This window comes from Pseudomonas sp. RGM 3321 (genome assembly GCF_022836805.1).
In the GTDB taxonomy this organism is placed as follows: domain Bacteria; phylum Pseudomonadota; class Gammaproteobacteria; order Pseudomonadales; family Pseudomonadaceae; genus Aquipseudomonas.
In genome coordinates this window covers 231,730-248,985 of the sequence record NZ_JALHBH010000121.1, presented here as the reverse complement: position 1 = coordinate 248,985, position 17,256 = coordinate 231,730, and the positions used below count along the sequence as shown (strand labels likewise).

Sequence of the window (17,256 nt, the reverse complement as noted above, 5' to 3'; positions counted from 1 at the left end):
CGCCCTGTGGTGGGCCGCGCGTGAGACAAAAAAGCCAAAAGAGACAAAAAGCGGTCAGCCAACTGCCCGGTTCAATTGCCGTGACGCACTGTTGCGCCAACGCGCCAGGTGCAGGTCGCAATAGCGCCGCAGGTGGCGGAGCAGTTGCACTTGCTCATCGACCAGATAGAAGTGATGCCCCTCGAACATGTCCAGCGAGAAACCGGTACAGGTCTCTTCCTGCCAGTCGAGCAGCTGCTCAACGCTGACGCTGTCCTGCTTGCCGCCAAAAACATGGATCGGCAGGTTCAGCGGCTCGCGCTTGCCATACACGAAACTGCCGCAGAGCAGGAAATCGGCGCGCAAGATCGGCAGCATCAATTGCATCAGCTCGTCATTGGCGATGACGTTTTCGCTGGTGCCCTTGAGCGTGCGCAGTCGATCGATCAATTGCCCATCGGTCTTGGCCAGAGCGTATTCGCTGACATCGCGGCGCACCGGACCGGCGGTAGCCGATGCAAAAAGCGCCAGCGGCTCAGGCAGACCCCGTTCACGCAACGCATGCGCCAGTTCGAAGGCCAGCAGTCCACCAAGGCTGTGGCCGAACAGCGCATAGGGCGCGGTCAGGTCAGCACTGATTTCGTCGGCCAGACGGTTGGCCAGTTGCACGATATCGGTCTGCAGCGCCTCATCCATACGCATGCCGCGACCGGGAAGCTCCAAAGGCCGTACGTTCAGCCACTCCGGCAATTTGCGCCGCCAGGGGCTGTAGAACATCGCGCTGGCGCCGGAAAAAGGCAGGCAGAACAGCGTCAGGCTCACGGGCGTGCTCATATCTGAACCGTCCCTCTGTTGGCGCGGATGTAAAAGCGGCGTTGCGCGTGATCGAAGCGCATGGGGTTCTCCTGAGGTATTCCCTGGCCGCAACCGTGGTCGGGCCTGTCACCAATGAGAACGGATGGCGTCTGCAAATAATTAGTGGAGATGCGCGTAGCAAGAGCGCGCCTGAAAAGGCCGCACTGTTAAAGTGCGCTGATTGGCTTTCGCATTTGACAATAATTATCATTAAGGCTAATTTGTTGCCCCATGTGACGGCGCTGCTCCTCCTGCGGCCCTCCCCCTCCATTGTTCAAGCAGCAAGGTGAATTCCATGACGGAACACGTAATCACAAGTAAGTGCGACTCACCATTACTCCAGGCATTCGTCGACAACTACTTGCTGCTGGTCAAAATCGCAGCGCGCATCGTGGGTTGCCGGTCCCGGGCCGAGGACGTAGTGCAGGACGCCTTTTTCAGATTGCGCTCGGCACCTCAAGCCACGCTGACTTTCAAGGCCCAGCTCAGTTACCTGTTTCAGATCGTGCGCAATCTGGCCATCGATCATTACCGCAAACAGGCGCTGGAACAGAAATACACCGGCCCCGAGGCCGAGGGGCTGAATGTGGTCATTCAGGGGGCATCGCCGGAAACCTCGCACATCAACTTCTCCAGCCTGGAGAAAATAGCCGACGCCCTCACCGAGCTGCCACCCCGCACCCGCTACGCGTTCGAGATGTACCGTTTGCACGGCGTGCCACAAAAGGACATTGCCAAGGAACTGGGCGTGTCGCCGACGCTGGTCAACTTCATGATCCGCGATGCCCTTGTTCATTGCCGCAAGGTCAACGGTGCCAACGCTGAAGCGTGATAATTCAGAAAGACAAAAAAAATCCGGAGCATTGGCTCCGGATTTTTTGTTTCGGCCTTGAGTAGACAGTTGATCAGCGGCTGACCTGGTACTCAGGCTGTACTTCCGGCATGGCCGAAGAGTGGTGGTTGAGAATCTTCCACTCGTTGCCGATGCGGTGGTAAAGGAACGAATAACGCGCCTGGACCTTGGTTTTCTTGCCGTCTGCAGCCGTCAGAGTGAAGGTGTAGACGCCGTTGTCCGCAGCGGCATCAGGCCCCAGACGACGAATCTCACGGTAGTTGATCTCGCCAACCGGCTTAAGCGCCAGGAAATGATCGAAGTAGTCTGTGATCTCTGCCGGAGTAGCACGTACCTTGTTGGAGACCGTAGGCTGCAAGACTGCGTCCTGCGCATACAACGAGGCGACCGTCTTCGAGTTACCGGTCTGCAGGGCTTTATTCCAGCGGTCAAACAGACCGGCGATTTCCTTGTCATTCACATTGCTTGGCGTCTCGGCCACCATGCGGTAGGTGTAGCCGGACGGCTCGGCAGCAGCCTGAACCATCGGTGCACTCACAGCCAGCAACAGGGCCAGGGCGGTCAATTTAGTTTTCATCGCTACTCTCCTACGGGGGATCTGTTCAGGGATTCAGTGAGTGCCACTTTGCCCTCCCCGCCACTGCGCGCCATCGGCCAACCGGGGTTAACTGTGTATGCCAATCGGCAGATAGGCTTTACCTGCTGATAAAGTTCTAATAGCGTCACTTCCGTTATGCCCGCGCGGGCATCCACCCTCGCTGGAGCTTCCCATGCAAAGCCCCTCCCATGACCCGGCAAGCGCGCTGGCCATCCGCAATCAGTATCGCCAGTCGCAAAGCCGTGCCGCTCGCCTGCGCCTGTTGGTGGATACCGGTCAGGAACTGACCCAATTACCTCCCGAGGCCATGCGCCAGCGAGTGCTGCAGCGCGCCTGCGCATTCGTCGCCATGGATCATGGCCTGCTGCTGGAATGGGGCACCGACAACAACGTGCACACCACCGCCAGTCATGGCAGTGTCGACCGCCTGAGTACCCTTGAAACAGCCGCCGACCCGCTGGCCATCGGCCCGCAATGGCTGGAGCGCAGCGGTCCCGACTTGCCTTGTGTGCTGTTATTGCCGTTGCGTGGTGCCGACGAAGGCTGTTTCGGCACCTTGCTGCTGGCCAACAGCGTGGGCATCAATGCCCCGGACAATGAGGACATCGAGTCCCTGCAACTGCTGGCAACGTTGCTGGCCGCACATCTGGAAAACAATCGGCTGCTTGAAGCACTGGTCGTCAGAGAGCGCACCATGTCCGAACTGGTCCGCCAGTTGTTCACCGCTCAGGAAGACGAACGCAAACGCATGGCCTACGACCTGCACGACGGGCTGGCCCAGACTCTCGCCGGTCTGCACCAGCGACTGCAGGGTTTTGCCGGTCGCTGTCCGGAACTGCCTGAACCGCTGGACGCCGACTTGCAAGCCATTCTCAAGCTGGCGCAGCACTGCGTCGGTGAAGGGCGGCAGTTGATCAGCGGTCTGCGACCAAGCGTTCTGGATGATTTCGGGCTGTTGCAGGCGGTCGATAAGGAAGCCGACCGGCTGCGTGAAGCGGGCATCGCCGTGCAGTGGATATCGCGCTCTCAGGCACGCTTGCCCAGCCATCTGGAAATTGCGTTGTTCCGCATAGCTCAGGAAGGCATCAACAATGTGTTCAAACACGCCGGTGCCAGCCGCGTAGAATTGGCGCTGGAACTGAGTAACGACAATGTTTCACTAAGCCTGGAAGACAACGGCCGTGGTTTCATCACCGAAAAGCCGCGTAACGGCAGTAGCGTTCAGAAACTGGGCCTGGTGGCCATGCAGGAACGCGCCAGCCTTCTGGGCGGCCGCCTGACCTGCGTCAGCCGCCTTGAGCGCGGCACCCGGCTGCGCGCCATCGTCCCTTTTACCGCAGACAAGGCAATAACATGACTGACACTGTGCGACTGGTTTTGGCGGACGATCATGAAGTGACCCGCACCGGCTTCGTCTCGCTGCTGGCGGGGCATCCGGAATTCGAAGTGGTCGGCCAGGCCGCAGACGGCCAGCAAGCCATCGACCTGTGTCAGGAACTGCAGCCAGACATCGCGATTCTCGACATTCGCATGCCAGTGCTCAATGGGCTGGGCGCTGCGCGAATTCTCCAGCAGCGCATGCCGGACCTTAAAGTGGTGATTTTCACCATGGACGACAGCACTGATCATCTGGAAGCCGCGATCAGCGCGGGGGCGGTGGGCTATCTGCTCAAGGACGCCAGCCGCGACGAAGTAATTGCCGGCCTGCAACGTGTGGCCCGTGGCGAAGAAGCCTTGAACAGCGCCGTCAGTGCGCGCCTGCTGCGACGCATGACCGAGCGCAACACCAGTGGCGCAGCCCTGCCGGAATCCCTCACACCTCGCGAACGTCAGGTACTGGGGCTGGTGGCGGGCGGCTTCAGCAACCGGGAAATCGGCGAAAAACTCGGCATTACTACCGGCACCGCCAAGGCACACGTGGAAAAGGTCATCGGTAAACTGGGCGCCTCGGACCGTACTCAAGCCGCCGTGCGTGGCGTGGCGCTGGGCCTGGTGAGCCAGTCGACGAGCGAGTGGCGATGACGAAAGCCGGAAGCAGTCGCTGGGAAGACCTTCCGTTACGCGGCAAGGCGCTGGTGGCCATTTCTCTGCCACTGGCGATTCTCATGTTCTCGTTGGTGCTCATCTATATCGCTGAACGCCAGACCGCCCAGGCAGAGGAAGATGTACGCCGTGTGCTGCTTGTGCAAGGCGACATCCAGACACTCCACACCCAGATCGCAGAAGGTGCGGCCAGCGTACGCGGCTACCTGCTGACTCATCAGGAAGACTTCCTGCCCGGCTACATCAACGCGCAGCCGCTGATCGAGGCGGCATTGGCGCGACTCAACGACAATGTGCGCGATGAGCAGATGCGCGAACACCTCAAAGCCATCGAGCCGCTGATCAACACCAAGGTCGACGGCCTGGAAAAGCTGCGCTCGATGAGCATGGAAGATCAACAAACCGTTGCCCGCATTCTGGTCGAAAACAAATACGTGCTCGACCAGTTGCGCGAACGGATCGGCATCATGCGCGAGCGCGAAGACGCCTTGCTCGCCGAACGTACCGAAGCTGCGGCCGCCACCCGCGAACGCCTGCTGCTCTCGACCCTGCTGGCAGCCGCCTGCGGAATATTCGGAGCCATTCTTGCCGTGCTGATGCTGTCCAAAGGCATCGTGGCCAGGGTGCATCAGGTGCAACGCAATGCTCAGCGGCTGGCGCTTGGCCACCCTTTGCTGCCCCAGCCCCCGGAAAAGGACGAAATAGGCCAGCTCGGCACCCGACTGGTCGAAGCCGGTCAATTGCTGGCCGAACGCGAACGCGCGCTGCGCGACAATGAAGAACGTTTGCGGCTGATCATCGAAGGCGTAAAGGACTACGGCATCTTTGCGCTGGACCGCGACGGCTATGTCATCACCTGGAACGCAGGTGCCGAGCGCATCAAGGGCTACACAGAACAAGAGATCATCGGTAAGCACTTCTCTGTTTTCTACCTGCCGGAGGAGTGTCCGCAACACCCTGACATGGCCCTGCGTGAAGCCACGGTCAACGGCCGCTATACCGAAGAAAGCTGGCGCAGACGCAAGGATGGCAGCCGTTTCTGGGCCAGCGTGGTGATTACCGCCCAATACGATGGCAATGACGAACTGCGCGGCTTTTCCAAGATTACCCGTGACATCAGTGATCGTCGTGTCGCCGAAATTGCCCTTGGCACTGCCCGCGAGGAAGCCGAGCGGGCCAGTCGGGCGAAAAGTGAGTTTCTCTCGCGCATGAGCCATGAGTTGCGCACGCCCCTGAACTCGATTCTGGGCTTTGCCCAGTTACTGGACATGGACTCGCCTGCAAGCCAGCGGCCGCAAATCGGCCATATTCTGCGAGCGGGCCAGCACCTGCTGAAACTGATCAATGAAGTGCTCGACATCGCCAGAATCGAAGCCGGGCATGTGTCCCTGAGCCTGGAACCGGTATCACTGTCGAGCGTGCTTGAAGAAGCGCTGGTGCTGGTCTCGCCGATGGCGGCTGACGCCAACATCGAATTGAAGGCGTTGCCGCAATTGCCTGACAAGCTTGGCGTGGTCGCGGATCGCCAGCGCTTGATTCAGGTGTTGCTCAACCTGCTGTCCAACGCCATCAAATACAACCGTCCCGAAGGTCAGGTGCGGATTGAAATCGAGCAGTCAGACGAGCGCGTTACCGTGAGCGTAGTCGACACCGGCTACGGAATTGCGCCAGAGCGTATAGGGCAGTTGTTCAAACCGTTCGAACGACTGGATGCCAACCCGAGCGTCGAGGGCACCGGGCTGGGGCTGGCGCTGAGCAAAAGCATGCTGGAAATGATGCACGGTACCCTGTCAGTGCAGAACACACCGGCTGAAGGCTGCCGCTTCATACTCGAGCTGCCGCTTGTTCTGGTACACGCCCCCACGGCTCCACTGCCACAGACTGGCATGCCTGCTGACGCCGCCCCTGTCGCCCGCCTGCCTGCTCGCCCGGCTTATCATGGCAAGCTGCTGTGCATCGAAGACAACCTGTCGAGCATGGCCTTGATCGAGACGCTGATGCAGCGCAGGCCCGGTATCCAGTTGTTGTCGAGCATGCAGGGTCAGCTGGGGCTGGATCTGGCCCGCCAGCATGCGCCGCAACTGATTCTGCTGGACCTGAACCTGCCTGACATCAAAGGCCTTGAGGTGCTGCAACGCCTACGGCGCTTACCGGCTACGGCCAATACCCCCGTCCTGATGATCACAGCCGATACCAGTGATAAAGCCAGCTGCGAGCTGAAACAGGCCGGTGCAACGGCCATTCTGACCAAACCCATTCAGGTGCCGGTGTTTCTTGCCCTCCTGGACCAGTATTTACCGGAGCCAACATGACCGGAGATTTCCGCATTCTGATCATCGACGACCAGCGGCCCAACCTTGATCTGATGGAGCAGCTGCTTGCCCGCGAGGGCCTGACCAATGTGCTGAGCAGCACCGAGCCGCTGCGCACGCTGGACCTGTTCAACAGCTTTGAGCCGGACCTGGTGGTGCTTGATCTGCACATGCCCGAATTCGATGGTTTTGCGGTTCTGGAACAGCTCAACCGGCGCATCCCGGCCAATGACTATTTGCCGATCATGGTCCTGACCGCCGACGCGACACGCGATACCCGCCTACGCGCCCTGGCGCTGGGCGCACGGGATTTCATCAGCAAACCGCTGGATGCGCTGGAAACCATGCTGCGTATCTGGAACCTGCTGGAAACCCGCGCCCTGTATAAATCGCTGCGCAAGCTGGTGCCGCCGGAAAACATCGAGCTGTTGCGCCAGCCAAGGACACTGGCGCAGCAGTGAGGCGTGTTTATTTGATGAGCGTCACCGGCACCGACACTTCATGGATCACCCGCGTGGCTACCGAACCCAGCAGCAGGCCGCCAAAGTTGCCAAGCCCACGGGTGCCCATGACTACAGCATCACACCCCAATCGCTGAACCTCGGCTTCTACTTGCTCGGCGACGTTGCCCAGCTCGACATGGGCCTGGAACGGCACGCCCGCTGCGGTCAACAGTGCAATCGCATCATCGAGCACGCGCTTGCCTTCATTGGTCAGCCCGGCCTTCACGCCCTCAATCATGTCGGGTGCCAGATAAAGGCTGTAATCAATGGGGCTGGCCAGCACGTTCAGCACATGCACTTCAAGTGGCTTGTTGAGGTCGCCAGACAGCTCGATGACATAGCCCAAGGCACGCATGGCGTGCTCGGAGCCGTCGAAAGGAACCAGGACTTTGTGCATGTGCGCTTTCCTTGATGGGGTGTGCGGTCAATATAATCTGTTGGCTGACGGGCAACCACTGCTGAACGGCAGCTTGTTGATTCATGACAGTGTGTACTGGCCAACGCATCTGCGACAGCACCGCACTGCGACCTGAAAGATGATTTGACGAAGGCATTTATTCTTCTAGAGTGAGTGCAGGAGTGCCAGCAACGACCGGCAGTGGCGGTATCGGTCTCATGGAACGATCGGTCGATGACTGCCCTGTGGAACAAACCCCTCTCGAAAGCGGCCATGCTGCTGTTCATCCTGGCTGCCAACGTTGTCTATATTCTGCCGTTACTGCTCGCCAATGCGCCCTCTGCCGAAGATGACCGGATCTCAAGCAATGCTCAGGGGCAATGGGCAGAGCAAGGATATCCACTTGCCACCCTCGCCTATCGCGCGCTGACCTTTACAACCGGCGCACCCGAACTCTTCCCACTGCCACTGTTAATCGCTACAGCGCTGATTTCGTGGGCCATGTTCAAGTGGGTGAGTGACTGCTTTGCGACCCCCACAGTGATTGACTGTCTGGTGGTACTGCCGCTCTGGTACAACCCCTTTCTCCTGCAGAGCCTTTCTAGCCACTACGACGGCCCGATCATTGCGCTGGGCATCGCTTTGATCGTTTTCGCAATTGTTTATGACTCCCCCGCAATGATCAGAAAACTGGCCATTCCAGGCCTGATGATCGCCTGCGCGTTGGCGTCCAGTACAACAAGCCTCAATGTTTTCCTCGGCCTATGTTGCGTTGAATGCTTGAGAGCGCTGATACAGCAGCGCATTCCGGGTTTCATTGGCAGGCTGCTGCTGATCAGGCTGACGCAGTTGTTGTGCGGGTTGTGCCTTTACGCGACGGTTGGCGCATACGACTTGCTGACAATGGACAGTCACTGGCTTGCGGAAATAATCAGGCGGCTGGCCCTGCTCCACCAGAACGTCGGATTTTTGTTCAACACAGGCACCACCTGGCTGGCTATCGCGCTTTTACTGGTTGCGCTACCTGGTTACGTCAGCCACGTACTCAACGCGTTCAGGCGACAGAACGGCGTTGCCCGCAAGGCAGTCGCTGTCCTCTTTTGCCTGTGCCTGCCTGCTGCACTCTTGCTGCTGATTCCCGGAACAGCCCTGTTGGCGAAAGATTTCGCCGGACGGGCCGGAACATTGACGGGATTCTCGACACTGCTGATCGCGCTTTTTTTCCTGATCAACACGCATGCCTGGAAGCAGCATGATGCAGTGCGTCTGGTGCTGGTCCTGCCGGTCGTGTGCATGCTGTCCTTTTCCTATGCCTACGCCAGAGTACTGATCCTGCAGAAAGAGCTCGGCACTTATGTACTTTTCAGCCTTGCCTACGACATCGACACCCTGCCTGCGCTGCAAAATATAGACACTTTTCACTTCGACAGTCAGCCACTTCAAAACTGGCTGCCAGCGGCCAGCGGAACCTTCGAAAAACTTCCTGCGATCAAATACATCATGAATGTCGACGAGCGCGCGACACCTGCAAGACTGCAACGCGTTGGTATCACTCGCGGTGAATGGCTGACATCGCCATGCACTACGCAGGACCTGACGGCCAGTGCACCGATAGTCGATCGCACGTTCTACAGCATTCATGTTCATCAGCAGACCGGCTGCATCGTCATGAAAAAAATCACAACCCCCGATACTTATATCTGGGAACCGTAACCCACTTTCCGCAGCGACACTTTCCATGCCCCCTATCAGATGGCTGAGTCAAGCACTTTCCTGGCAACACTCATATTGGCTACTGCTCGGGGCAAGCCTGCTGTACATAGTTCCGTTTCTCATGGCTGACCAGACTTACGCCGATGATTACTGGAGGTCGCAACTTGCACAGGGTCGCTGGACAGAACAAGGCCGCCCCGGCGTAGACCTGCTTTATATGGCGCTCGGTTTTTCGTCAGGCGCGATCAATCTGTTCCCGCTGCCGTTATTGCTGACCACTGGCCTGCTGGCGGTATCCCTGACACGCCTGGCGCATCATTACTTTAGCCGCCCTACCGCGCTGAATTGCCTGATTGTGTTGCCCGTTCTGTACAACCCCTTCTTCCTGCAGAACCTGTCTTACCAATACGACGGTCCGGGGATGGTACTGAGCCTGTGCCTGGCGGTGGAGGCACTGCTGCATTCGACCTGCAAGCCGTTGAAAAGCAGCTGGAAAGCGGCCTTATGGGTGGCTGCAGCACTTGCACTCTATCAGCCGGCACTCAATGTTTTAGTGGGCCTTTACTGTATTGAGTTTATTCGCAGCGTCGAGGCGAGGAAGACGTTCAACGCCTTGTTCTCTTCACTACTGAGCCAACTGATCATCCTGACAATAGGGCTTCTGATTTATGCGTGCCTGGCGATACCGTTCATCAAAGGCAGCCGCACGCATCTGCTGAATATAAATCAGGACGCGTTACAGGAGTTAGATGACCGTATACAGTTTCTGGCTCAGCAAATAGCGTTGCTCGTGCACGGTGAGTTGCTTGAAATGGCCGCCACGATTATCACCCTTGTTGCCACGGTGAAATTCATTTCCATCGCAACAGCCTTGCTGCAATATTCCGAGCCCCTCTGGCGCAGAGTGGGCATGTTTTTCATATTTCTGGTCACTGCCCCACTGCTGATATTTCTCGTATCGGGTACAACCCTGATGCTCAAAGACTTCATCCCGGAGGCCCGAACCCTGACCGGTTTTTCGATACTGATTGTCGCAGCGCTCTATCTTTACGAACGTTCCTGCCCGCCGGAAACGCTGTTACCCAGACTGTTTATCGTCCTGCCACTGGCGGGCATGCTCTCGCTTTCGTTTGTGTACGGGAATGTCCTGAGCGCGCAAAAAGAGCTGGGCCAGCATGTTGCACGAAGCATTGCCTACGACATCGACGCGCTATCACAGTCGAGAACGCTGGAGCGTATACATTTGCGAGGGTTCTATTTGCAAAACTGGCTGCCCGCGGCGCAGTCGGCCTCAAACGTCTTACCGGTACTGGGTTACTTACTGAATACTCATTACCTGACGCTGCCGGAAGCACTGCCGAGAACCGGCATCATCAATGTCCATAAATATACCGAACCGCCAGTCGGTGAACATCTTCAGCCCCCGGTGCTGATCAGGCCGCTTTATCGCGTTCACCTGTCTGAAAATACGGGTTATCTGGTACTCAAAAAAATCACCGAGCCGCAGGACTATCATTCAGAGCACTGACCGCATCGGGCCTCCTCCGTCAGGATGGATGGTATTGGTACAGCCAGCTCTCGGTTAACGTCTGCTCACCCAGCCGCAGATACAGACGCATGTCTACCGGTTCTGCACCTTCTACCGTCAGGTCGAATTGCGCCCGCCAATGCCCCGCCAGACCGTCAGGCACTGCCTCGGTGAAAATATTGGAGAAACTCCCTCTTGAGCTGGACAATACCGCTTCCGGAAACGTATTGAACGGCACTTTTTCCAGAGTGCGGCCCTGAAATTCGACGACAAATTTTCGCACGCCTTGTGGCCGCGTCTGTCCGGGCCGGCCGCCATTCCCGAGGCGCGTCGCCACGCAACGTGCCAGCTCACCGGGATATGGCTCGTCCGCCAGCCAGTGCAGACGATAATGCAGCCGATAATCGGTACCGGGACCTGCGAGCTTTTCAGGCACCCACATGGCGACGATATTGTCGTGGATCTCATCGTCAGTGGGAATTTCAACCAACTGTACGGCACCTTTCCCCCAATCGCCCAAGGGCTCGATCCACAGGCTCGGCCGCCGTTCATAATGCACGCCATCCAGGTAATGGCTGAGTTCGCGATCCCGCTGCAGTAGACCGAAACCTCGCGGGTTATTGTCGCTGAACGCAGATGCCATGGTTCTCGGCGGGTTGTTCAACGGTCGCCATATTCGCTCGCCTGCACCGGTCCAGATCGCCAGTCCGTCGGAGTCATGCACCTCGGGTCGCCAGTCAACAGCTGTTTTCTTGGCCTGTTCACTGAACCAGTACATTGAGCTGATCGGCGCGATGCCGAACCTTTGCACTTCGCCACGCATGAACAGTGCGGCCTCGACATCCATGACCACCCCTTTGCCCCGATGTATGGCAAAGCGATACGCCCCACAGATACTCGGCCCGTAAAGCAGTGCATAGACAACGACTGAGTCGGATGTATTGCTATCCGGCGATTCAAACCAGAAGTGAGTGAAGTCGGGGAATTCTTCTGCGCGTTCGGGCTGGGCGACATCCAGCGCGATACCCCGTGCGGACAGTCCATATTGATACAGCTCGCCAATGGCACGAAAGTACGCAGCGCCGAGAAAAGCCGTCCAATCGTTATTACGCCAATCCAGTTTTTTCTGATCGCCGGTTCGACTTTCCTGAAAGCGAAACCCGGCAAAGCCAACACTCTGCGTCAACTGATGCGCAGGACTGTCTTCGGGCATGTCGAAATACGCCTGATCGTAGAGAATTTCCCTGGCAGCGCTCTTATCGACGACATAGAGCCGCACCGGCTTGGGGAAGAACTTCCCCGGGTGGAAAAAAGTGATCGGAAACTGACCCGGTCCCTCCGCGAACAATGCGTACTCCGGCTTGAAGCGAATCTTGCCGAGAGCGTCGTAGTCCAGTTTCGCCAGTACATTCGCCGGAAGACTTGACGGCACAATATACGGTTGCGAGGCGGCCTCTTTTGCGCGCTGCACTAAAAGATCAAACGAAAAGGGCTCGCTATCGCCCATTTTCAGCGGCTCGCCAGCCTGTGAAGAAGAAGGGATACCTGATACGAACAACAGAGCAGATATCGAAGAAAACTCGAGAAAGTTTCGTCGATTCAACATGGTGGGAAGTGACCTGATGGGCAGTAGATGTGAGCATAGGTCAGCCCGCTAAAGCCACCCGGTCAGTTCGTCAGATTAACTCAATGCCCTTGCAGAAACGCCGCGGCCTGATCCAGCAACAGCATGGGATTTTCGGCCTTGTGTATGTCAACCGACAGCAACTGCCGGAAGCGCCGCGCGCCAGGGAAACCCAGACCAAGCCCAAGCATATGCCGGGTGACGTGGTGCATGTTGCCGCCGCTGGCAATATGCGCCGCAATATAGGGCCGCATCGCTTCCAGCGCTTCATGACGGCTGATTGCCGGCGCAGTGCTGTCGAACAACTGCTGATCGACATGCGCCAACAGATACGGGTTGTGATACGCCTCACGGCCCAGCATGACGCCGTCGAAGGTCTGCAAATGTTCGCTGCACTGCTCCAGCGTCTTGATGCCGCCGTTGAGTACAATTTCCAGATCGGGAAAATCAGACTTCAACTGCGCAACCACGTCGTAACGCAGAGGCGGAATATCGCGGTTTTCCTTGGGAGACAGCCCCTCCAGAATCGCGATGCGTGCGTGAACCGTAAAACTCTGGCAACCCGCATCCTGAACCTTGCCGACGAAATCACACAACTCGGCGTAACTGTCACGGCCATTTATACCGATCCGGTGCTTGACCGTGACCGGAATACCGACCGCATCGCGCATGGCCTTCACACAATCAGCCACCAACTGCGGATGCGCCATCAAGCATGCGCCGATCATGTTGTTCTGCACTCGGTCGCTTGGGCAACCGACGTTCAGATTGACCTCGTCGTAGCCTGCCTCTTGCGCCAGACGCGAACACGCAGCCAGATCCGCCGCCGTGCTGCCACCCAGCTGCAATGCCAGCGGATGCTCGGTTTCATCATGGCGCAGGAACCGCTCGCGGTCGCCATGCAGCAAGGCACCGGTGGTAACCATCTCGGTGTAGAGCAAGGCATGCTTTGAGAGCTTGCGCATGAAGTAGCGGCAATGGTGGTCAGTCCAGTCCATCATCGGTGCAACGGAGAAGCGTCGGGACAGCGAAAACGCTGAGTCTCCAATGATTGCTAGGGTATCTCGTTTTTCGCTGATCATAATTACTGGTCTTTTATACAGCTATTTTTACCCGTTTTTGCTTGTTTTTCATAAGCTGTTGCTACAATGTAGCAAATCGATTCTGAAATGTAGCAAATGAAATGGGCACGATCACAGCACGGAAACGCAAAGACAAAACTACTGGCTTCACGGCTCAGATTCGGATCAATAGGGTCGGCCTGCCAGTTTATCAGGAAACCCAAACCTTCGACCGTAAGCAGGTTGCCCAAGCCTGGGTCAAGAAACGTGAAGCAGAGCTAACCGCACCTGGTGCGATCGAGCGCATAAACCGCAAAACCGTCAGCATCAAGCAGATGATTGACCGATACCTTGATGAGTACGAGAAGGTTCGCCCTCTGGGCAAGACGAAGCGGGCAACCCTTACTGCCATAAGTGAAAGCTGGCTGGGAACGGTGGCAGATTCAGAGTTGACCAGTCAGAAACTGGTTGAGTACGCGCAATGGCGAATGGGGAAGGAAGGCGGCGGAGTTCAAGCGCAAACTGTGGGCAATGATCTGTCGCATCTGGGAGCAGTCCTATCTGTCGCCAAGCCCGCATGGGGATATGACGTCTCACCTCATGCCATGTCGGATGCGCGAATCGTTCTGCGTAAGCTGGGTATGGTTAGCAAGAGCAAAGAGCGTACTCGAAGACCTACGAAAGACGAGCTCGACGCCCTGTTTACCCATTTTTTTGAGATGCAGATACGTAAGCCGTCCTCGATCAATATGCCTAAGGTGTTGGGGTTCGCGCTATTTTCTACGCGCAGGCAGGAGGAAATCACCCGTATTCGCTGGGACGATCTAGATGAAAAGCGCCAGGCTGTGCTGGTCCGAGACATGAAAAATCCTGGACAGAAGATCGGCAACAATGTCTGGTGCCACCTGCCTGACGAAGCTTGGGCGATCCTGCAAAGCATGCCTAAAGGGTGCGAAGAGATTTTCCCCTACAACTCAGACTCTATTTCTGCAGCATTCACACGGGCTTGTAAGTATCTCGAGCTGAAAGATCTGCGCTTTCATGATATGCGACATGACGGCATAAGTAGACTGTTCGAGATGGAATGGGACATCCCTAGGGTATCGAGCGTCTCAGGCCATCGTGACTGGAACTCGTTGCGACGGTACACGCACCTGCGAGGACGCGGAGATCCCTACTTAGATTGGAAGTGGCTGGAGCGGATTGTGGATGCAAAAGTCGACCTTGGTGCACGCACTGAATCGCGGTCAGCCGACGAAGAGAGGGAGGCTGATAGCCAAAAAATCCGATCTTGGTAGCTAGCCTCGTGTGTAGTAAGTTAGGCTAAGCTCTCAAATTTTAAAGCAGGAAGCTGATATGTCTTTTGACGCATTTATGCAGGTGGACGGTGTAGAAGGCGAATCTCTGGACGACGCCCACAAAGGCTGGGTAGAACTACTGTCCTACCATTACGACGCGGTTCAGTCGATCAGCACATCCGCCAGCTCTAACGGCGGCGCGAGCGCAGGTGGCGTTACTCTGGGCGACTTTAAAGTAAGTAAATACATAGACAGAGCAACGCCAAAACTTTTTGAGCTATGCTGCCGTGGGTCGCATATCAAGAAAGTTACTATTCGTGTCCATCGAGCAGGCACCGAGAAATTTAAGTATCTGGATATCGTCCTAGAAGAGGTATTGATATCTACCGTTAGCGGAAATGGAGCTGAGCATGCAGGTTTACCTGTAGAGCTAATCACACTTAACTATGGACGAATAAAATTCGAGTACTCACAGCAGCGCCGTGCTGACGGTGGTAGCGCTGGGATCGTATCCGGCGGATGGGACAGAACTGCGAATAAGCCATTTGCATAAAGCAGTGGCTTGAGTACCCGACCACAGCAGAAGCCCGCCTACCAACTAGGCGGGCATACCGGATCACCAGTAAACCGCAAATATTAACGCAAGAAGAACAGCAGTACCTACTGATTCCTTTCTAGTACAGCTCATAAAAATCAAGAACTGCACAAAAAGCGCCAAGATCACAGTCATGGTTCTTATATCGCCGCGGGTATTGGACCTGTCCTCAATATGCGACACTATGGAACTTGGTTCCATCCAATCGTATTGCGACCCATGAAACATCATATACATTAGCAGACAGGAGACGTAAACCGTATACAGCAAAACCCTTATCAAAACGCCTTTAGCTATCATGGACATTACCTTACAAGCTGGCCAAAAAAATCCCACCTTTTTACAATAAAATCCCCGTAACTGGTGTCTTCTTTTATTTTTTCAATAGATGGATTTGTCCCTCGATTGTATCGAGCACCAATGATACGTACCTCGTCCATACCGATGGAGGTGAAATTGTCGTGACCAGCAAGCAGCCGCAAGTGCTTTGCAGCCAAATCAATATTATAGATATCCTGCTCCAGACAGTTGGCCAAGCTTCTCAAATCGCTGATAGACATGTCATCGGGGTTTAGACCTAATGTTACTGCTGCGGTCCTAAGCTGGACACTTACCCAACCAAAACTAGTTTTGGAAGGTGGCGGCGTCATTACGGTCGGTAAATTCCCCAAATGATCGAACACCCTAAATTCGAACGCGGCCCTATCAGCAGAATTTGGATCTCCTCCAGCTTCTATCCAACAGACACCAGCCAGTAGCTCTATAGGAAGTGAATATTTTGCGGCTGACGCCTTGATAAACTGTTTATTATGAATCAACCAAGTATCTTTGAAACGCTGGATATGACCTCGTCCCCCACCAAACCGTGCAGGCACCAACTTCCAGACAAAAACATCAAACACCCCCCAAGTAGGGCTGCCATTTGATTCCGGCGTACAAAAATCGTTCATATCAACTCATCCATGACTTAGATCTCGTTGGCGTACTGTATCATCAAAATTCTCGTGCGGTGTACCGGTCGTTGGTCGACCTGAAGCGAACATCAGAACAGTCCACCAAACGCATTAGGTTCCCAATTCATGATTACCAACTCACCGCTGACATCAGCCCTTCCCTTTCGCTGGTTCGCTGTGCTGTAGCGAATGTCTACCGTTTCAAAATGGAAGCCTTCAAAAACGCGCCGTATGTCAGGGTGGTCATTGATGCTGACCATCACTTTCCCTTTGCACCTCCGCATGAAATCAGCCATCCGCTCATAATTCTCGAAAGGAAAATCAACACCGTACCCAGCCGTCTGCCAGTAAGGTGGGTCCATGTAGTGGAACGTGTGAGGCCGGTCGTAGCGCTCAGCACATTCAAGCCACGGCAGGTTCTCCACATACGTACCTGACAAACGCTGCCAGGCTGCAGAAAGGTTTTCCTCGATCCGCAGCAGGTTGATGGCCGGGCCGGTCGTGGCAGTGCCAAACGTCTGCCCGCTCACTTTGCCTGCGAATGCGTGATGCTGCAGGTAAAAGAAACGGGCGGCGCGCTGGATGTCGGTGAGGGTTTCGGGACGGGTCATCTTCTGCCACTCAAACACCTGGCGCGAGCTGAGTGCCCATTTGAACTGGCGGACGAATTCTTCAAGGTGGTTTTGGACAACGCGATACAGCGTTACCAGATCGCCGTTGATGTCGTTCAAGACCTCAACGGGAGCTGCCTGGGGACGCATGAAGTAGAGGGCCGCACCGCCTGCGAACACTTCGACATAGCATTCGTGGGGTGGGAACAGCGGGATGAGACGGTCGGCAAGGCGGCGTTTGCCGCCCATCCAAGGGATGATGGGTGTGGACATAGAAAGCAAGACCTTTACTGTATATATAGACAGGTGCTAGGCTCGCTCCGCTTTGTGCAC

The 17,256-nt window shown here is 56.2% G+C and carries 16 protein-coding genes; 9 read left to right on the top strand and 7 right to left on the bottom strand.

What is annotated here, in order from left to right; genetic code table 11:
- Positions 1-54: 54 nt before the first annotated feature.
- Positions 55-813 (bottom strand): alpha/beta fold hydrolase, encoded by a 759-nt coding sequence (locus tag RGM3321_RS26730; protein ID WP_244395545.1) that lies wholly within the window; start codon positions 811-813, stop codon positions 55-57.
- 316 nt (positions 814-1,129) lie between these two features.
- Between RGM3321_RS26730 and RGM3321_RS26725 the strand changes: the two genes are divergently transcribed.
- Positions 1,130-1,666, top strand: coding sequence for an RNA polymerase factor sigma-70 (locus RGM3321_RS26725; RefSeq protein WP_002552913.1), 537 nt, complete (start codon positions 1,130-1,132; stop codon positions 1,664-1,666).
- Between the two features lie 73 nt (positions 1,667-1,739).
- Here the strand turns inward: RGM3321_RS26725 and RGM3321_RS26720 are convergent, their stop codons facing one another.
- The gene (locus tag RGM3321_RS26720; protein ID WP_002552912.1) at positions 1,740-2,264 is read right to left on the bottom strand and encodes an SgcJ/EcaC family oxidoreductase; all 525 of its coding nucleotides are present in this window, start codon (positions 2,262-2,264) and stop codon (positions 1,740-1,742) included.
- A gap of 193 nt (positions 2,265-2,457) precedes the next feature.
- Here RGM3321_RS26720 and RGM3321_RS26715 point away from each other — a divergent pair, with 193 nt between their 5' ends.
- From RGM3321_RS26715 to RGM3321_RS26700, 4 genes are read left to right on the top strand one after another with little or no spacing between them, the layout of a single operon-like run.
- On the top strand, positions 2,458-3,642 hold the full coding sequence (locus RGM3321_RS26715) for a sensor histidine kinase (RefSeq protein WP_244395544.1): 1,185 nt from the start codon (positions 2,458-2,460) through the stop codon (positions 3,640-3,642).
- Positions 3,639-4,307: a response regulator transcription factor gene (locus RGM3321_RS26710; protein WP_244395543.1), complete on the top strand. Its 669-nt coding sequence runs from the start codon at positions 3,639-3,641 to the stop codon at positions 4,305-4,307. Before RGM3321_RS26715 ends, RGM3321_RS26710 begins: the two co-directional genes overlap by 4 nt.
- Entirely contained in the window at positions 4,304-6,640 is a 2,337-nt protein-coding gene (locus tag RGM3321_RS26705; RefSeq protein WP_244395542.1) for an ATP-binding protein, read from the top strand. The genes RGM3321_RS26710 and RGM3321_RS26705 overlap by 4 nt, the downstream gene beginning before the upstream one ends.
- Positions 6,637-7,101 (top strand): response regulator, encoded by a 465-nt coding sequence (locus tag RGM3321_RS26700; RefSeq protein WP_002552910.1) that lies wholly within the window; start codon positions 6,637-6,639, stop codon positions 7,099-7,101. Before RGM3321_RS26705 ends, RGM3321_RS26700 begins: the two co-directional genes overlap by 4 nt.
- Positions 7,102-7,108: 7 nt before the next feature.
- Here the strand turns inward: RGM3321_RS26700 and RGM3321_RS26695 are convergent, their stop codons facing one another.
- A complete protein-coding gene (locus RGM3321_RS26695) occupies positions 7,109-7,540 on the bottom strand; it encodes a universal stress protein (protein WP_244395541.1) in 432 nt (143 codons plus the stop codon).
- 234 nt (positions 7,541-7,774) lie between these two features.
- Between RGM3321_RS26695 and RGM3321_RS26690 the strand changes: the two genes are divergently transcribed.
- Both RGM3321_RS26690 and RGM3321_RS26685 read left to right on the top strand, forming a co-directional pair.
- Complete coding sequence (locus tag RGM3321_RS26690) at positions 7,775-9,253, top strand: hypothetical protein (RefSeq protein WP_244395540.1); 1,479 nt, start codon at positions 7,775-7,777, stop codon at positions 9,251-9,253.
- A gap of 25 nt (positions 9,254-9,278) precedes the next feature.
- Positions 9,279-10,781, top strand: a complete 1,503-nt coding sequence (locus tag RGM3321_RS26685; RefSeq protein WP_347880986.1) for a glucosyltransferase domain-containing protein — start codon at positions 9,279-9,281, stop codon at positions 10,779-10,781.
- Positions 10,782-10,800: 19 nt separating this feature from the next.
- Here RGM3321_RS26685 and RGM3321_RS26680 read toward each other — a convergent pair whose 3' ends face one another.
- The gene (locus tag RGM3321_RS26680; protein ID WP_244395783.1) at positions 10,801-12,288 is read right to left on the bottom strand and encodes a glucan biosynthesis protein D; all 1,488 of its coding nucleotides are present in this window, start codon (positions 12,286-12,288) and stop codon (positions 10,801-10,803) included.
- Positions 12,289-12,467: 179 nt separating this feature from the next.
- Entirely contained in the window at positions 12,468-13,487 is a 1,020-nt protein-coding gene (gene dusA, locus RGM3321_RS26675; protein ID WP_244395538.1) for a tRNA dihydrouridine(20/20a) synthase DusA, read from the bottom strand.
- Between the two features lie 101 nt (positions 13,488-13,588).
- Between dusA and RGM3321_RS26670 the strand changes: the two genes are divergently transcribed.
- Together RGM3321_RS26670 and RGM3321_RS26665 are read left to right on the top strand one after the other, a co-directional pair.
- The gene (locus RGM3321_RS26670; RefSeq protein ID WP_244395537.1) at positions 13,589-14,764 is read left to right on the top strand and encodes a tyrosine-type recombinase/integrase; all 1,176 of its coding nucleotides are present in this window, start codon (positions 13,589-13,591) and stop codon (positions 14,762-14,764) included.
- Positions 14,765-14,822: 58 nt separating this feature from the next.
- The gene (locus RGM3321_RS26665; RefSeq protein ID WP_024421262.1) at positions 14,823-15,317 is read left to right on the top strand and encodes a type VI secretion system tube protein Hcp; all 495 of its coding nucleotides are present in this window, start codon (positions 14,823-14,825) and stop codon (positions 15,315-15,317) included.
- 347 nt (positions 15,318-15,664) lie between these two features.
- On the opposite strand, the gene RGM3321_RS26660 is transcribed toward RGM3321_RS26665, so the two are convergent.
- Both RGM3321_RS26660 and RGM3321_RS26655 read right to left on the bottom strand, forming a co-directional pair.
- Positions 15,665-16,309, bottom strand: coding sequence for a hypothetical protein (locus RGM3321_RS26660; protein ID WP_244395536.1), 645 nt, complete (start codon positions 16,307-16,309; stop codon positions 15,665-15,667).
- Positions 16,310-16,401: 92 nt separating this feature from the next.
- Positions 16,402-17,196: a DNA adenine methylase gene (locus tag RGM3321_RS26655; RefSeq protein WP_244395535.1), complete on the bottom strand. Its 795-nt coding sequence runs from the start codon at positions 17,194-17,196 to the stop codon at positions 16,402-16,404.
- Positions 17,197-17,256 lie beyond the last annotated feature (60 nt).

What these genes read in the sequence shown, in the direction of transcription:
- RGM3321_RS26720 (WP_002552912.1), bottom strand. Translation starts at nt 2,264, where the DNA reads ATGAAAACTAAATTGACCGCCCTGGCCCTGTTGCTGGCTGTGAGTGCA.
- dusA (WP_244395538.1), bottom strand. Translation starts at nt 13,487, where the DNA reads ATGATCAGCGAAAAACGAGATACCCTAGCAATCATTGGAGACTCAGCG.
- RGM3321_RS26655 (WP_244395535.1), bottom strand. Translation starts at nt 17,196, where the DNA reads ATGTCCACACCCATCATCCCTTGGATGGGCGGCAAACGCCGCCTTGCC.
- RGM3321_RS26730 (WP_244395545.1), bottom strand. Translation starts at nt 813, where the DNA reads ATGAGCACGCCCGTGAGCCTGACGCTGTTCTGCCTGCCTTTTTCCGGC.
- RGM3321_RS26670 (WP_244395537.1), top strand. Translation starts at nt 13,589, where the DNA reads ATGGGCACGATCACAGCACGGAAACGCAAAGACAAAACTACTGGCTTC.
- RGM3321_RS26660 (WP_244395536.1), bottom strand. Translation starts at nt 16,309, where the DNA reads ATGAACGATTTTTGTACGCCGGAATCAAATGGCAGCCCTACTTGGGGG.
- RGM3321_RS26715 (WP_244395544.1), top strand. Translation starts at nt 2,458, where the DNA reads ATGCAAAGCCCCTCCCATGACCCGGCAAGCGCGCTGGCCATCCGCAAT.
- RGM3321_RS26690 (WP_244395540.1), top strand. Translation starts at nt 7,775, where the DNA reads ATGACTGCCCTGTGGAACAAACCCCTCTCGAAAGCGGCCATGCTGCTG.
- RGM3321_RS26695 (WP_244395541.1), bottom strand. Translation starts at nt 7,540, where the DNA reads ATGCACAAAGTCCTGGTTCCTTTCGACGGCTCCGAGCACGCCATGCGT.
- RGM3321_RS26710 (WP_244395543.1), top strand. Translation starts at nt 3,639, where the DNA reads ATGACTGACACTGTGCGACTGGTTTTGGCGGACGATCATGAAGTGACC.
- RGM3321_RS26700 (WP_002552910.1), top strand. Translation starts at nt 6,637, where the DNA reads ATGACCGGAGATTTCCGCATTCTGATCATCGACGACCAGCGGCCCAAC.
- RGM3321_RS26685 (WP_347880986.1), top strand. Translation starts at nt 9,279, where the DNA reads ATGCCCCCTATCAGATGGCTGAGTCAAGCACTTTCCTGGCAACACTCA.
- RGM3321_RS26665 (WP_024421262.1), top strand. Translation starts at nt 14,823, where the DNA reads ATGTCTTTTGACGCATTTATGCAGGTGGACGGTGTAGAAGGCGAATCT.
- RGM3321_RS26725 (WP_002552913.1), top strand. Translation starts at nt 1,130, where the DNA reads ATGACGGAACACGTAATCACAAGTAAGTGCGACTCACCATTACTCCAG.
- RGM3321_RS26680 (WP_244395783.1), bottom strand. Translation starts at nt 12,288, where the DNA reads ATGGGCGATAGCGAGCCCTTTTCGTTTGATCTTTTAGTGCAGCGCGCA.
- RGM3321_RS26705 (WP_244395542.1), top strand. Translation starts at nt 4,304, where the DNA reads ATGACGAAAGCCGGAAGCAGTCGCTGGGAAGACCTTCCGTTACGCGGC.